Origin of the sequence: Moritella sp. PE36, from assembly GCF_000170855.1 — a bacterium.
In the GTDB taxonomy this organism is placed as follows: domain Bacteria; phylum Pseudomonadota; class Gammaproteobacteria; order Enterobacterales; family Moritellaceae; genus Moritella.
This window is the reverse complement of the sequence record NZ_ABCQ01000004.1, coordinates 62,437-77,608: the sequence shown is the minus strand read 5'-3', so window position 1 is coordinate 77,608 and position 15,172 is coordinate 62,437. Positions and strand designations below refer to the sequence as shown.

The 15,172-nt window shown below is 42.1% G+C and carries 13 protein-coding genes; 12 read left to right on the top strand and 1 reads right to left on the bottom strand.

Annotated features, from left to right (window positions below; all coding sequences use genetic code 11):
* Nucleotides 1-73 precede the first annotated feature (73 nt).
* The 9 genes from PE36_RS04275 (at nt 74) to PE36_RS04235 (ending at nt 11,330) form a co-directional block, all read left to right on the top strand.
* Nucleotides 74-976, top strand: coding sequence for a LysR family transcriptional regulator (locus tag PE36_RS04275; protein ID WP_006030738.1), 903 nt, complete (start codon nt 74-76; stop codon nt 974-976).
* A gap of 291 nt (nt 977-1,267) precedes the next feature.
* The gene (locus tag PE36_RS04270) at nt 1,268-2,902 is read left to right on the top strand and encodes a BCCT family transporter (protein WP_006030737.1); all 1,635 of its coding nucleotides are present in this window, start codon (nt 1,268-1,270) and stop codon (nt 2,900-2,902) included.
* A 221-nt stretch (nt 2,903-3,123) separates the two neighbouring features.
* Complete coding sequence (locus PE36_RS04265) at nt 3,124-3,366, top strand: DUF2933 domain-containing protein (RefSeq protein WP_006030736.1); 243 nt, start codon at nt 3,124-3,126, stop codon at nt 3,364-3,366.
* Nucleotides 3,367-3,464: 98 nt separating this feature from the next.
* On the top strand, nt 3,465-4,412 hold the full coding sequence (locus PE36_RS04260) for a carbon-nitrogen hydrolase family protein (RefSeq protein WP_006030735.1): 948 nt from the start codon (nt 3,465-3,467) through the stop codon (nt 4,410-4,412).
* A 272-nt stretch (nt 4,413-4,684) separates the two neighbouring features.
* Nucleotides 4,685-6,301, top strand: a complete 1,617-nt coding sequence (locus PE36_RS04255) for a BCCT family transporter (protein ID WP_006030734.1) — start codon at nt 4,685-4,687, stop codon at nt 6,299-6,301.
* Nucleotides 6,302-6,478: 177 nt separating this feature from the next.
* Complete coding sequence (locus tag PE36_RS04250) at nt 6,479-6,754, top strand: putative quinol monooxygenase (RefSeq protein ID WP_006030733.1); 276 nt, start codon at nt 6,479-6,481, stop codon at nt 6,752-6,754.
* A 50-nt stretch (nt 6,755-6,804) separates the two neighbouring features.
* On the top strand, nt 6,805-7,665 hold the full coding sequence (locus PE36_RS04245) for a PhzF family phenazine biosynthesis protein (RefSeq protein WP_006030732.1): 861 nt from the start codon (nt 6,805-6,807) through the stop codon (nt 7,663-7,665).
* A gap of 86 nt (nt 7,666-7,751) precedes the next feature.
* Nucleotides 7,752-8,381 (top strand): LysE family translocator, encoded by a 630-nt coding sequence (locus PE36_RS04240; protein WP_006030731.1) that lies wholly within the window; start codon nt 7,752-7,754, stop codon nt 8,379-8,381.
* 264 nt (nt 8,382-8,645) lie between these two features.
* Nucleotides 8,646-11,330 carry a nitrate reductase gene (locus tag PE36_RS04235; RefSeq protein ID WP_006030730.1) on the top strand — a complete coding sequence of 895 codons (2,685 nt, stop codon included), beginning with the start codon at nt 8,646-8,648 and terminating at the stop codon, nt 11,328-11,330.
* 51 nt (nt 11,331-11,381) lie between these two features.
* On the opposite strand, the gene PE36_RS04230 is transcribed toward PE36_RS04235, so the two are convergent.
* Nucleotides 11,382-12,068 (bottom strand): hemolysin III family protein, encoded by a 687-nt coding sequence (locus PE36_RS04230; protein WP_006030729.1) that lies wholly within the window; start codon nt 12,066-12,068, stop codon nt 11,382-11,384.
* Nucleotides 12,069-12,355: 287 nt separating this feature from the next.
* Here PE36_RS04230 and PE36_RS04225 point away from each other — a divergent pair, with 287 nt between their 5' ends.
* The 3 genes from PE36_RS04225 to PE36_RS04215 all read left to right on the top strand — a co-directional run bounded on the left by PE36_RS04225 (nt 12,356) and on the right by PE36_RS04215 (nt 15,169).
* Nucleotides 12,356-13,315: a hypothetical protein gene (locus PE36_RS04225; protein ID WP_232286525.1), complete on the top strand. Its 960-nt coding sequence runs from the start codon at nt 12,356-12,358 to the stop codon at nt 13,313-13,315.
* A 137-nt stretch (nt 13,316-13,452) separates the two neighbouring features.
* The gene (locus PE36_RS04220) at nt 13,453-14,055 is read left to right on the top strand and encodes an elongation factor P hydroxylase (protein WP_006030727.1); all 603 of its coding nucleotides are present in this window, start codon (nt 13,453-13,455) and stop codon (nt 14,053-14,055) included.
* On the top strand, nt 14,036-15,169 hold the full coding sequence (locus PE36_RS04215) for an ATP-NAD kinase family protein (protein ID WP_006030726.1): 1,134 nt from the start codon (nt 14,036-14,038) through the stop codon (nt 15,167-15,169). The genes PE36_RS04220 and PE36_RS04215 overlap by 20 nt, the downstream gene beginning before the upstream one ends.
* Nucleotides 15,170-15,172: the final 3 nt, after the last annotated feature.

The window sequence follows — 15,172 nt, the reverse complement described above, 5'->3', positions numbered from 1 at the left end:
TGCGACAATAATACCTCTAAAAATTGTAAGGTAAAGTTCAAAATATTGCGCTTTACTGTGGAAAAAACTGACAATGAGACCGAGAACAACGCTAGATCAATGGTTAACACTTATTGAAGTGGATAAGGCTGGCAGTATTCAGGCCGCGGCTAATCAATTAAATAAAAGTCATACCACATTGATATATGCGATCAAAAAACTAGAAGAACAGTTAGGAGTGTCACTTGTCCGCATTAAAGGTCGTCGGGCCGTTTTAACGGATGATGGAAAGGCGCTGATCCGTCGGGCTGCTCCTATGTTAGACCAAGCACTGGAACTTGAAGTTATAGGCTCTCAACTCTCGAAGGGAATTGAATCGGAGATCACCATCACCATTGACCACTTATGTGATCGCGATTGGTTGTATCGCCCGCTATCAGAGTTTATGGACAAAAATAAAGGGACTTCAGTACAAATCAGAGAAACATCATTATCCAGTACACTGGACGCCGTAACTGAACAGAAATCTGATATCGCTATAATCAATTTTCCAATTGCTAATCACTTAGCTGAAGCGTTTGGTATTGTGACTATGATCCCTGTCGTATCCCGACATCACCCATTAGCTCAAAAAATCAGTATAGGTGTGGAGGATCTGTTAACCGTCACTCAGATTGTGGTACGTGACTTGGGAGAGCATGACGTTATCGACAAACAGAATGTAGGCTGGCTTAAATCTCAACAACGCCTTACTGTGGACAATTTTGATCATGCTTGGAAAGCCGTATGCGCAGGCCTGGGATTTTGTCGAATGCCAGAGCATATGCTGGAAAAATTTAATTTAGCTGAAATAGTACAATTACCATTGCAAGGAGGGTTACGCTATCAAGTGCCTATGCACCTCGTCCTGCCAAAGATAGGTAAAGTTGGACCAGCAGCCTCTGAACTCTATGAATTATTGTTAGCGGATGCGAATAGGCGTATGGATAATTTGTAACTTCTAATGCTACCAACCTATTTTGAGCTAGCCCTATAGCTGTCCAAACTGGGCTAGGGAATGGGTGATTCTCTCTCACTTTTACTCATCGGATAATCAGCACAAATAGTTATGTGCTGATTATCTTCATTGGCTTTATCCTGAGTAAATATATTGGTTTGAATTTTAATCTTGTTATTGCTACCCTGCGGGGCGTTTTATTTCTTGGTGTCATTGATGTTTTATTCGATGAACCATTCGTTTTTACTTTTCGATCAAAAGTATAGCAGAGTACATGCTTAAGCATAATTTATGGATAGTGCGTTTAAAATAGATAATCAGTTAAACAAAAACAGTCAGTTAAACAAAAATGGTCAGATAAATAGATATAGTATTGAAACCACGGACTACCAAGTTGGTCAAGACAATGTTCAAAAATGGGGCTTTGATATACATAACACCGTATTCGGTATTAGCGCCGGTTTAATCTTCCTACTCATTTCAGCTCTTCTCTACACAGACCCTTCCACAGCAAAAGAAGCACTTACCAGTGTTAGAAACAACATCATGGCAGAATTTGATGTGGTCTTTATGTGGTCAACCAACTTTTTTGTTATTTTTACGATGGCGTTGATTGTATCGCCGTTTGGTAAAATCCGTATTGGTGGTAAAGAAGCGAAAGCAGATCACTCAACCCTATCTTGGTTGACTATGTTGTTTGCTGCCGGTATGGGTATTGGCCTGTTGTTTTGGGGTGTTGCTGAACCAACTGCTTATTTTACTAACTGGTGGGGTACGCCATTAAATGTTGAACCATTCACGGCAGAAGCTAAATCATTAGCGCTAGCGGCAACGGTTTATAACTGGGGTATTCACGGTTGGGCGGTTTACGGCGTTATCGGTCTTGCTCTGGCTTTCTTTTCTTATAACAAAGGTCTGCCACTATCCATTCGTTCGGTATTTTATCCGATCATTGGTGATCGAACGTGGGGCTGGGCTGGCCACATTGTTGATATCATGGCAGTACTGGCGACATTATTTTCTCTCGCCACTTCACTTGGCCTAGGTGCACAACAAGCGGCGAGTGGTATCAATCATGTATTTGGTACTGAAGGCGGCCTTGGCTTGCAACTGGTTGTTATTGTGCTTGTTACCCTAGTGGCAATAGTCTCTGTGATCCGTGGTATTAATGGCGGCGTTAAAATATTGAGTAATATCAATATGGTGCTTGCATTTGGGTTGTTAATCTTTGTACTGATAATTAGCTTTGATGTCATCATAGTAACAATTCCAGAAACCTTCATGGCTTACGCAGAAAACTTTGTTACTTTAAGTAACCCACATGATCGTGATGATCTGGCGTGGATGCAGGGTTGGACTGTATTCTATTTTGCATGGTGGATTTCATTAGGACCATTCGTAGGTATGTTTATTGCGCGTATTTCTAAAGGTCGTACAGTACGTGAGTTCTTGTGTGCTGTGATCTTTGTGCCAACGTTAGTGACACTGATATGGATGGCGACGTTCGGTGGTATTGCTATCGATCAAGTGATGAATAAAGTCGGTGAACTGGGAGCCAATGGTTTGACTGATATTTCGCTATCATTATTCCATGTATACGATGCAATGCCGTATGGTGATGCGCTGTCAGTATTATCGATTGTATTGGTGTTAATCTTCTTTATTACCTCATCAGATTCTGCTTCGCTGGTGGTTGACAGTATTACGTCTGGCGGTAAGGTCGATGCACCCATTCCACAACGTATTTTCTGGGCTATCGTACAAGGTTCTATTGCGGCGACGATGCTTTGGATTGGTGGTACTGATGCGCTGCAAGCCTTGCAAGCCGGCGTTGTAACTACCGGACTACCATTCGCCTTGTTAATGCTCGTTATGTGCGTGAGCTTAATGAAAGGTTTAAATTCAGAGTATCATTTATACAAATAATGACTTGGTTTAAAAATAAAGACTTTAAGAGTTAAGTCTTAAAAATTAATGGCATAAATGCCAAAGGCCTCAAATATATGTTTGAGGCCTTTTTTTTAACTTTTTAAAAATATCTTTACCTTCCAGTAAAGGTAAACCTTAAGCTTGTTCTCAGTGACCAAATACATGGCTAGGAACTTAGTCATGTTAATTCTTTTTTCAATACTAAGGTAAATACAACCATGAACATCAATACTAAAAAGCTATGTAAAATTATCTGTGCACTGTGTTTAGGTTTGCCACTTGCGTACTTCCTTTTACTTGGTAATTTTACACTAGCGGCTATCAGTGGCATCGCGATTCAATTGCTTTTCTGTGGTGCTATGATGCTTATGATGATGAAAATGATGGGTTGTAACGATAAAAAAGAACAAGACAAAGCAGAGCCAGTTCAGCTTAAAGATACTGAGAATAAGCAGAATTAAGTTGTCGGGCATTGTGAGTTGTCGTTTCAAAACGTTCTCGACTAGACTCATAACTTAGCTTTATGTAAGTTTTATCACTTACCAAACGGGAGTTAAGTATGGCTAAGATTGCAATTATTCAAGAAGCGCCTTATGTGCTTGATAAAGCGAGAACGGTAGAACAAGCAGCGAATATTATTAATACTGTCGCCGCACAAGGTGCTGAACTCATTGTCTTTCCTGAGGCTTTTATTCCCGGTTATCCGGCATGGATATGGCGACTTAGACCGGGTGGGGATTGGGGCGTCAGTGAAGAGTTACATACGCGTTTACTTAAGAACGCCATCGATCTTTGTTCTGATGATCTTAAGCCTATTATGGCGGCAGCGAAATCCAATAAGGTCACTGTCGTTTGTGGTATCAATGAACGGGACAGTGAAAATAGTAGAACAACCCTATATAACGCGGTGATCACCATTGATACCCAAGGCAATGTTGTCAATCACCACCGTAAATTGATGCCGACTAACCCTGAACGCATGGTCTGGGGATTTGGCGATGGCCATGGTTTAAATGTGATCGATACACCTGTGGGTCGAATAGGTAGTCTTATTTGTTGGGAAAGTTACATGCCGCTGGCAAGGTATGCCTTATATGCCCAAGGCATCGAGATCTATATTGCCCCCACTTACGACAGTGGTGATGCTTGGTTAGGCACGATGCAACATATTGCCAGAGAAGGTAAATGCTGGGTGTTATGCTGTGGGGTTGCGTTAGAAAGACAAGATTTACCGGATGATTTTCCTGATATTGAACAGCTCTATCCTGTTGCGAATGAATGGATTAATCCTGGAGGCTCAGCCGTGATCTCTCCTAATGGTGAAATAGTATCGGGTCCTTTATCTAAAGAGAAAGGCCATATGATTGTAGATATTGATGTTGAATTGGCCTCAACATCAAAACGAGCGCTCGATGTAGCTGGACACTATGCAAGGCCTGATGTCTTTACATTAGAAGTCAATAAAGCACGTCAATCACCAATAAAATTTAAAAATGAAAACGGATAAACCATCTATTCATGTTTTATTTTACTGACCTCGTCGTAACATGAGTTATTAGCTTGTTATACATGCATATAAATGTATATATAGATTTATATGCATTTCACTCAGTTATCTTGTTGAAAGCCCTATAAATAGAGTTTATTTGAGTTTTAATGGCTTTTTTGCTACCCTGCTAGGCGTTTTATTACTGGTATCACCATGGTTGTAACTGGTGAACCTTTCGTTTTTACTTTTCGATTAAAAAGTATTGCAGGATATATGCTCAAGCATAATTTATGGATAGCTCGTTAAAAAATAATAGTTCGTTACAAAAAAATAGTTCGTTAAATAAATATAGTATTGAAACCACTGACTACCAAGTTGGTCAGGACAACGTTCAAAAATGGGGTTTCGATATACATAATCCCGTATTCGGCATTAGCGCCGGCCTCATAATCCTCTTCCTTTCTGCACTCCTCCTCGTTGACCCAGCTACCGCAAAAGAAACATTAAACAGTGTTAGAAATAGCATCATGGCAGACTTTGATGTGTTCTTCATGTGGTCTACTAACTTCTTTGTCTTTTTCACTATGGTATTGATCGTATCTCCGCTAGGTAAGATCCGTATTGGCGGTAAAGAAGCAAAAGCGGAGCATTCAACCATGTCTTGGATGGCGATGTTATTTGCCGCTGGTATGGGGATTGGTCTGCTATTCTGGGGTGTTGCAGAACCTACGGCTTACTTCACTAACTGGTGGGGAACGCCATTTAATGTTGAGCCGTTAACAGCTGAAGCAAAATCATTAGCACTGGCTGCAACGATTTATAACTGGGGTATTCACGGTTGGGCAATCTACGGCATCGTCGCGCTTTCTCTGGCTTTCTTTGCGTATAACAAAGGCCTGCCGCTATCTATCCGTTCGGTTTTCTACCCTATTATTGGTGATCGAGCTTGGGGCTGGGCTGGTCACATTGTTGATATCTTGGCTGTACTTGCGACGTTATTCGGTCTAGCGACATCCTTGGGTCTGGGCGCACAACAAGCGGCAAGTGGTATTAACCACGTGTTTGGTTATGACGGTGGCATTGGCCTGCAATTGCTTGTGATTGCCTTTGTAACCCTGATTGCAATCTTCTCGGTTATGCGTGGTATTAATGGCGGCGTTAAAGTATTGAGTAATATCAATATGCTGTTTGCATTCGCGCTACTGATTATTGTTATTATTCTTGGTTTTGATGTGGTGATGGTATCAATTCCTGAAACCTTCGTTGCTTACGCACAAAACTTTGTTGGTTTAAGTAACCCGCATGGTCGTGATGATACGGCGTGGATGCACGGTTGGACTGTGTTCTACTGGGCTTGGTGGATCTCATGGTCACCATTCGTAGGTATGTTCATTGCGCGTATTTCTAAAGGTCGTACAGTACGTGAGTTTTTGTGTGCCGTGATCTTTATTCCAACGTTAGTGACGCTAGTATGGATGGCGACGTTCGGTGGTATTGCTATCGATCAAGTGGCTAATAAAGTCGGTGAACTCGGTGCGAATGGGTTAACTGATATCTCATTGTCTTTATTCCATGTATACGATGCAATGCCGTATGGGAAAGTGCTGTCAGTATTGTCGATTATATTAGTATTAATCTTCTTTATTACCTCATCTGACTCTGGTTCACTTGTGATCGACAGCATTACATCGGGTGGTAAGATTGATGCTCCAGTGCCACAACGTATTTTCTGGGCGACTGTAGAAGGTACGATTGCGGGTGTTATGTTATGGGTTGGTGGTACGGAAGTACTGCAAGCTCTGCAAGCAGGTGTTGTAACAACGGCACTACCCTTTACGTTTGTATTGCTAATCATGTGTGTCAGCCTAATTAAAGGTCTGAATTCAGAACGCCATTTATACAAGTAAAAACTGAGTTTAAGTTAAGTGTTAAAACTTAAGTAATAAACACCAACGGCCTCAATGTATGTTTGAGGCCGTTTTTTGTTCTGGTCAGATCGCAAATCTCAGGTATTATAATTTAAACCATGTGTGTTACGTTATATTTTAGGATATGGGTTATTTTGAATACATACGGAGATATGGATGAAAAAAGTCATTCTGAAAGGATTTATCATCGTCCCAACAGCGGATTTACCTGCGGTGAAGAAAGCCCTCATTAGTCATAAAGAGCTAACGCGTAATGAACCTGGATGCTTGATGTTTAACGTCACGCAATCTGAATTCAATCTTAACCGTTTCGATGTGTATGAAGAGTTCATCGACCGGACTGCGTTTGAACAGCACCAAATGAGAGTTAAAAATTCAGCGTGGGGTAGGGCTTCCGCTAATGTTAAAAGGCACTATGAAATATTTGAGTAAGCACATAATTGATTAAACAATGTGAGTTAATACGGGAAAAGGAAGTTCTGATGGATATAGAGGTTTTACTGGTTAATTCATTTACCGCCAATGGTAAAGGTGGCAACCCCGCTGGTGTGGTACTCAATGCCGATAAATTGTCAGATACGCAAAAACTCAAGATTGCGCAGGCGGTTGGTTATTCTGAAACTGCGTTTGTATCGAATGATGATGAAGTCGATTTTGAAGTGTCTTTCTTTACTACCACCAATGAAGTCGATTTTTGTGGTCACGCAACATTAGCGACATTTTCTATTATGTATCAAATGAACCTGCTTACTGCGGGTGATTATGTACAACGCACCAAAGCTGGGATCTTACCCGTCGTCATTGATAGTGACGGTCAGGTAACCATGGATCTACAGCTACCTGAGACGTTAGGTGGTTTTTCTTATCAAGAAATAGCCCCCGTTCTTGGTATTGATAGCGCAATCTTGGCAAGTACTAACTTACCCATTGAAGTGGTATCAACAGGACTTGCAGATCTCATCATTCCGGTCCCTATTGGGCAGTTAGATTTAATTAACCCCAATGATTTAGCCATTACTGATTTTTGTAAGAAACACGATATTGTTGGTTTTCATGTTTTTGAACGTTGTGCGCCTGGTAGTCTATTTACAGCCAGTTGCCGTAATTTTGCCCCATTGTTCGGGATTCCCGAAGAATCGGCTACCGGCAGTGCCAGTGGCGCATTAGCCTGTTATTTGGCTGAACATTTACCTTTAGACAATAAGTATATTTTTGAACAAGGTAGGGCGATGAATTGTGCATCCGTGATCACTGTATCTGTTGGTTTTCAGGACGCTAAAATAGCCAGCGTTAAAGTGGGTGGCGTAGCCAATCAAATAGGTTCGATGTTTGTCCCTATATAATTAATCGTTAATTTTTTGAGACTAGGCCAATGGCTGTGGTACAGTCAATTTTATTAGGCTTAGTTATTTTTTAGGGAATATTATAGATGTCACTTGAATCCGCAATTACATTTTTTATCGCGATATTTATTTTTGGTATCACCCCTGGACCAGGTGTATTTGCGATCTTGGCGCGTGCCATGGTTGATGGACCAAAAAAATGTGTCATGCTCGCAATGGGGATGATTGGCAGTGATGTTATTTACCTGATATTGGCCTGTTTGGGTCTTGCGACCATTGCTGATAACTGGTCAGAAGTATTCACCGCTATTCGCTATCTGGGTGCCAGTTATCTGATTTATCTTGGTTATAAGATGTTAAAAGCATTACCTCAGATTAAAAGTGATATTCAAGCCGAAACAGAAGCACAGAAAGAAGATGCAATGTTAGCGAGTTTTACCCAAGGTTTTTTAATTTCAGCCTCCAACCCGAAAGTGATCCTGTTTTACATTTCATTTTTACCGACCTTTATCGATTTGACCGTGCTAACCGCGCAAGATATTGCGTTAGTGTCAGTGCTGTCATCGATAGCCTTGATGTGTGGGCTAATGTTGATTGCTTTTGGCGCCAGCCGAATGGCGAGTATGCTAAAAACACCTGTGGCACATCAGCGATTAAACAGAGGTGCTGGTAGCATTATGATCGCAGCAGGGGCGTATTTGGCGATAAGTAAATAAACTGTAAGGCTGCAATTATACAAGTTCGTTAACCTAGTTTATTGTTATTAATAGCGCACCAATCTGGTGCGTTAATTTATTGTAAGCACTACTATCTCGCTTTCAAGCCCATCTAGTATCTTACTCAGACCTACCTGCTACCCTGATTTCAGGTACTTTCCATGCACTTTCCCATGATCTCTGCTTACTTCCCTGCAAGTTGTAGACTTGGCTGAGTTTTTGCTTTAACTATAGTATTGAATATGCGTAAACAAGGATGAACATATGCACAAGCTAAAACAACAACCCAAGTGGGTTAAAACAACATGTCCTTATTGCGGTACCGGTTGCGGTGTCGAAGCGCAAGTAAATCAAGACAATTCAGTGACTATTCGTGGTGATGAATCACATCCAACCAATTTAGGTAATCTTTGCTCTAAAGGATTAACGCTAGCCGATACCCTCGTCCCTGAAGGACGTCTTACCGAGTGTTATATTCGCGGTCAAGTGCAGAGCATGGAAACCACATTAAGCTATGTCGCCTCTTCATTTAACAAGGTGATCGCCGAGCATGGCCCTGACGCGGTGGCATTCTATGTATCTGGTCAGTTACTCACCGAAGACTACTATATTGCCAACAAATTGATGAAAGGCTTTATTGGCAGCAGCAATATCGATTCTAATTCACGCCTGTGTATGTCTTCTGCTGTTGTTGCGCATAAACGTGCCTTTGGTGAAGATGCAGTCCCTGCTTGTTATGCCGACATCGAAGAAGCTGAACATATTTGTTTAGTCGGTTCGAATTTGGCTTGGTGTCATCCTATTTTATTCCGCCGTATTAAACAGGCGAAAATGGCTAATCCCAATTTAAAAATAACCGTGATTGATCCACGTCGAACTGACACTTGTGATATTACTGACTTACATTTAGCCATTCGACCAGGTACGGATGTGGCGCTGTATAATGGTTTGTTGGAATTTCTTGATCAGGAAAATGCCTGTGATCTGGCTTATATCGCCGCGCATACCGAAGGGTTTGAAGAGGCGCTGAAATCTGCTTATCAATCGACGCCAAGCTGGGTTGAACTGGCTGAATTTTGCAATCTCGAACTTGATACTATGCTGGCCTTTTTCCGTCGATTTACCGATATAGACAAAACCTTAACGCTATTTAGCCAAGGCGTTAATCAGTCGAGCAGTGGTACCAACAAAGTAAATGCCATTATTAACTGTCACTTAGCGACAGGGCGTGTCGGTAAACCTGGCGCCAGTCCTTTTTCCGTGACCGGTCAGCCGAATGCGATGGGTGGCCGTGAAGTCGGTGGCCTTGCGACTATGCTCGCCGCGCACATGGACTTTACCCCAGAGAGTCATGCGCTGGTCAGTGAGTTTTGGCAGACCGATAAATTAGCCACGCATAACGGTGCCAAAGCTATCGACATGTTTGATCAAGTGCATCAAGGCAAGATCAAAGCCATTTGGATCATGGGCACTAACCCTGTGGTGAGCTTGCCTGATTCGGACAAAATTCAGCAGGCGTTATTAAATTGTCCGCTGGTGGTTGTCTCTGATTGTATTGCCAAATCAGATACCATCGCCTGCGCTGATGTATTGTTACCCGCGCAAGGTTGGGGTGAAAAGACCGGAACAGTGACTAACTCTGAGCGCTGTATATCACGTCAACGTGGTTTCTTACCGAGTGTGGGGGAGGCGAAAGCGGATTGGTGGTTGTTAGCCGAAGTGGCTAAACGCATGGGCTTTGGTAAAGCATTTAGTTTTGATAACGAAGCCGATGTATTTGCTGAATATGCGCGGATGACCGGATTTAAACAAGATAGTTTACCCCGTGGTCTCGATATCGCGGTATTGGCTGAGCAAGATTACCAACAACATCAACCGATGCAGTGGCCGATCCACGGCGACAAGTCACAAGCGCGATTATTCACTGACGGTCAGTTTTCAACACCGTCAGGTAAAGCTAACTTCATTCCGCTTTACCACAAATCCGCGGCCAGCGAAGTCTGCCAAGATTATCCGATGATCTTAAATACCGGGCGTAACCGTGACCAATGGCACAGCATGAGTCGTACTGGCTTAGCAACCAAGCTTAATGGCCATATGCCCGAGCCGTTATTGTCGATTAACCCACAAGATCTAAGTGAACGAGGCATCGTTGATGGCAGTTTAGTCGCGGTGGAAAGCTTACAAGGTAAATTATTGGTACGTGCACATGCCACTGTGAGTCAAAATCAGGGTGAATTATTTTTACCTATTCATTGGAGTCGTCAAAATGCCAGTGCCGGGTCCATTTCGAGCTTAGTGGCAGGGCATACCGATCCGTTATCTGGGCAACCAGAAAATAAATACACCCCGGTGAAGGTCAGTGTTTGGTCTCATTCATCTCGTGCCGCGTTATGGAGTCAGCGTCGTCTGCAAGTCGCTAAGATATTACCTATGGTGGATTACTGGGTTGAGCGTCGCTTAGAGCAAGGTTTTTTCTATTACCTTGCCAGTGTTGCTGAGCCAGCGACGTTCTTTCAGCAATTAAAATTAGCCTTGCATAATAGTTATATGACCAAGCAAGTTGATTATGAAAATGCGGCGGAGCAGAAGTACCGTTTTGCCATGAGCTTCCAAGGTGATAGCAAAGATAGTTTGGATATCAGCTTAATGGTCACGCCTGCTAATGATGTTGATGATGATTCTTGGTTAGCTAGCTTAACCATGCTAACACCGGAGGTAGGTTTACGTGCAACGCTAAAAGGGGAAGCGGAAACACCGCCAAGCCGTATGATCTGTGCGTGTCATCAAGTCACAGAGTACGACATTATTCAAGCCGTCGAAGCGGGTGCCGATACCGTGACAGCGGTAGGTGGGTGCAGTAAAGCGGGGACGGGCTGTGGTTCGTGTATACCAGAGATTAAGCGAGTAATGGCAAGTTGTGATATTGCTATTACCCTCGTTAGTTAATCATGGATTAGTGCTAAGTTCTAGGCTGACTAGTACTTAGTACGATTAATTTTAATGATTGGCAGGCAGTACATAAAAGTAAATTGTCACAAAGTGGCAAGCGCTGCCGAGTAATACGAAGATGTGCCAAATAGCGTGGTTATACGGAATACGTTTGTTGGCATAGAAGATCGCGCCAATTGAATAAGCAAGTCCGCCAGCAATTAACCAATACAGTGCGCCGGTGGCCAATTTACCTAATAACTCATCGCCAGCAAAGACAATTAACCAACCCATAATAAGATAGAAAAACAGCGATACTTTTTTAAAACGTTCAGCCCAATACACTTTAGCGATAATACCAAATAGCGCCATAGACCAGACCACAGCAAAGATACTCCAGCCGAGTACGCCACGCATTTCAATGAGTAATAATGGCGTGTAAGTACCTGCAATGAGTAAGAAAATAGCACAATGATCGAGGGTCTTTAATTTCGCTTTAGTTGCTGGGTTCGATGCATAGTGATACGCACTTGATGCAAAAAACAATAAAAACATCGAGATGCCATAAATGCTAAAACTGGTGATACGCCAAGGATCTGCTTGCTGTATCGATGGCACTAATAGTGCGATAAGTGCTGCAATACTCAGTAAGGTACCGATGACATGAGACCAAGTATTCGCGGCTTCCTCTTTTACACTGTAAGGCGCTGCGATTGTGTTAGCTGCAGTTATTATCGGTGTCGCACGGTGTGGCATACATGATCCTCTGTTAAGTTATCCTACCAGTTAAGCGTACAAGTGTACGCTTAAAATATTTAGATTTAAAGGCAATAAATGAATTGTATTGTTTTTTAGTATTAGAAAAAGGTTAAATTAATAACATTAACTACTATTATCAATAATATATACCCAAGTTACTTCAAGATGCTATATCAGAGACGAGCAGGGATAGCAGAACAAGGCGCAATATATAGTTAGAGTGTTATTTATACGTTAGTTTTTTATTGATACAATTGTAGATAGTTGCAGAGAGTGTATAGGGAATGATGACAAAATTTAGAGGAATACTTAAAAAAGTGATGTGGGGATTATTGATGATAGGCGTTGTTGCTGTTATTAGTCACTTTTATTGGTCAAGACCATTGCAAAACTATCCTGTACTTGATATTCAGATCCAAACATCACTGCAAGATCGGGTAAAGGAAAGTTCTGCGCTAGCTCAGTTCGGTGGTCAAACATGGACAGTGAACGATAGCGGTGATGGATCCAATTTATACCAAATAAATGAAAAAACGGGTGAAGTGGTTAAACAAGTTCATGTTAATGATGTGATTAGTTATGACTGGGAAGAGTTAGCGCAAGCTGCTGGTAATCTTTTCATCATGGATTGCGGCAATAATCATGGTACGCGTGACAGCCGCACCATTATTAATATTGATACTGACACGTTGATGCAAGCTAATGATGGCGAGACTATTTCAGCCGTGAGTACCGTGCGTTTTACAATGGCAGATAAGCCTGAAGAAGAATTAACCAGCTATATGCATGATTATGATTGTGAGGCGGCAACAGTGGTTGAGCAGCAATTATGGGTATTAAGTAAAAACTGGACTGATTTACAAAGTCGCCTATATCGGATGGACTTAGTCGATATTAGCAATAGCACAGCGAATGACAGCGTTATTCAAGTCATTCCCTCGCAAACATTGAATGTGGATGGCTTGATCACGGCGGCAGATTATAATGCTGAAACGAAGCAATTGGTATTGCTTGGCTATGATAGTAGCTTGGTTTACAAACATCCGTTTATTTGGATTATTCCTATTAATAACAAAATACTGAACTGGGATGTGGCAACGCGATTTAACCTTGCGCCCTACGGACAATGGGAAAGTATTCTCTGGCAAGGTGATAACCAGTTATTACTCACCGCTGAAGCCAGTTGGGGTAGTGCTGGGCGTGTCGGTATTGTGGCATTAAGTTCGTTAACAGTATTAGATTAATATCGCGTAAAGGAGTATTCTACTAGCGAAAATTACCGATTTGAGTACGATATATTAGCGGACATACCACTACCATAGGGGTATAATCCTGCTCATTAAATAGTGCTCAGTGATTACAAGATTAGCTAGGCGCAGTTATGCAGGACGATTTAAAAGACTTTTCACCAGAACAAACACATCAATACCAAGACTTGATTGCTATTTTTAACCAAACGTTTTCAAGCGAATTTAATACGCAGTTAGTTAAAGGCGATGATGAACCGATTTACATGCCGGCTAATACTGATTTTGAACAATATGTAAGTTGTGCTCATCACCGTATTATTTTTGCTCATGGTTTCTTTGCCAGTGGCATGCATGAGATATCACATTGGTTAGTCGCGGGATTAGCCCGTCATCAATTGGTCGATTTTGGTTACTGGTATATAGCTGATGGCCGTAATGCGCAGCAGCAAGCTGAATTTGAAAAAGTAGAAATAGTACCGCAAGCGATTGAATGGATTATTTGTGTTGCCGCTGGAGCTTCGTTCCGCGTCAGTGCGGATAACTTGGCTGATATTGTTATTGACCGATTGGCTTTTCAACACAAGATCCACAAGCAAGTACAACATTATTTAGAAAATGGCTTATCAATACGCACACAAGCCTTCGTCAATGCATTACAAGCGTATTACAACACCAAACCGTTGGCATTAGCAGATTTTGATTATCGAGGTATGTATGAATGTGAAGCCGTTTAAACTGGGTATTATAGTTAATCCAGTTGCTGGTGTTGGTGGCACTGTGGCATTAAAAGGCAGTGATAATGTTGCCCAGCAGGCGCTTAGTTTAGGTGCTATTCCGCAAGCTAACAACCGTATGTTACAAGCATTGGGTCAGTTTTCTGATCTTGCTCAGCGTTTTACCGTTGTCACTGCGGGTGGTGAAATGGGTGAACGTTGCAGTTTAGAGCTAGGCTTTGATGTTGCAGTGGCTTATCGACCTGAAAGTGATATTACGACAGAACAAGATACCTATGCAGCAGTTGCTGCATTATTAGCACAAGATATTGATTTGTTATTGTTTGCTGGTGGAGATGGTACCGCGCGTAATATTTGCGCCACGATTAATGATACGGTACCGGTATTAGGTGTACCAGCAGGCTGTAAGATCCATTCGGGCGTGTATGGTGTGACACCGAAAGCCGCCGGTTGTGTGGTACGTCGATTGATTTTAGGCGAACTGGTTACTTTGGCTGATGCCGATGTGATGGATATTGATGAAGTTGCATTTCGCCAAGGTAAAGTGAAAGCCAAACGCTATGGCGAGATGATGGTGCCGTCTGATTTACGTTATGTACAAAGCGTAAAAATGGGCGGTATTGAATCAGACGAATTAGTATTAACAGACATAGCTGCCGATGTAATAGCAGATATGGAAGATGAATATTACATTATGGGTTCTGGATCAACGGTGGCATTCACCATGGCTGAACTGGGACTGGATAATACCTTATTAGGTGTTGATGTTGTGCATCAGCATGCATTGATTGCTTCGGACCAAACGGCAGCGCAGTTAATCGCGTTAACGCAAGATAAACCCTGTAAATTAGTGATCACTTTAATTGGTGGTCAGGGTCATATTTTTGGTCGTGGTAATCAACAACTGTCGCCGCAGTTAATTAAACAAATCGGCAAAGAAAATATTATAGTGCTGGCAACCAAAACTAAGCTGTCGGCATTAGCAGGACGTCCCTTAATCGTAGACACAGGGGATGTTGAATTAGACCAAGCATTATCAGGTTTTATTCGTGTAACCACAGGTTATCGTGATTACATCATGTATCGTGTCGCCAACCCAGAGTATGAGGATTAATCA

What these genes read in the sequence shown, in the direction of transcription:
- PE36_RS04275 (WP_006030738.1), top strand. Translation starts at nt 74, where the DNA reads ATGAGACCGAGAACAACGCTAGATCAATGGTTAACACTTATTGAAGTG.
- PE36_RS04270 (WP_006030737.1), top strand. Translation starts at nt 1,268, where the DNA reads ATGGATAGTGCGTTTAAAATAGATAATCAGTTAAACAAAAACAGTCAG.
- PE36_RS04265 (WP_006030736.1), top strand. Translation starts at nt 3,124, where the DNA reads ATGAACATCAATACTAAAAAGCTATGTAAAATTATCTGTGCACTGTGT.
- PE36_RS04260 (WP_006030735.1), top strand. Translation starts at nt 3,465, where the DNA reads ATGGCTAAGATTGCAATTATTCAAGAAGCGCCTTATGTGCTTGATAAA.
- PE36_RS04255 (WP_006030734.1), top strand. Translation starts at nt 4,685, where the DNA reads ATGGATAGCTCGTTAAAAAATAATAGTTCGTTACAAAAAAATAGTTCG.
- PE36_RS04250 (WP_006030733.1), top strand. Translation starts at nt 6,479, where the DNA reads ATGAAAAAAGTCATTCTGAAAGGATTTATCATCGTCCCAACAGCGGAT.
- PE36_RS04245 (WP_006030732.1), top strand. Translation starts at nt 6,805, where the DNA reads ATGGATATAGAGGTTTTACTGGTTAATTCATTTACCGCCAATGGTAAA.
- PE36_RS04240 (WP_006030731.1), top strand. Translation starts at nt 7,752, where the DNA reads ATGTCACTTGAATCCGCAATTACATTTTTTATCGCGATATTTATTTTT.
- PE36_RS04235 (WP_006030730.1), top strand. Translation starts at nt 8,646, where the DNA reads ATGCACAAGCTAAAACAACAACCCAAGTGGGTTAAAACAACATGTCCT.
- PE36_RS04230 (WP_006030729.1), bottom strand. Translation starts at nt 12,068, where the DNA reads ATGCCACACCGTGCGACACCGATAATAACTGCAGCTAACACAATCGCA.
- PE36_RS04225 (WP_232286525.1), top strand. Translation starts at nt 12,356, where the DNA reads ATGATGACAAAATTTAGAGGAATACTTAAAAAAGTGATGTGGGGATTA.
- PE36_RS04220 (WP_006030727.1), top strand. Translation starts at nt 13,453, where the DNA reads ATGCAGGACGATTTAAAAGACTTTTCACCAGAACAAACACATCAATAC.
- PE36_RS04215 (WP_006030726.1), top strand. Translation starts at nt 14,036, where the DNA reads ATGAATGTGAAGCCGTTTAAACTGGGTATTATAGTTAATCCAGTTGCT.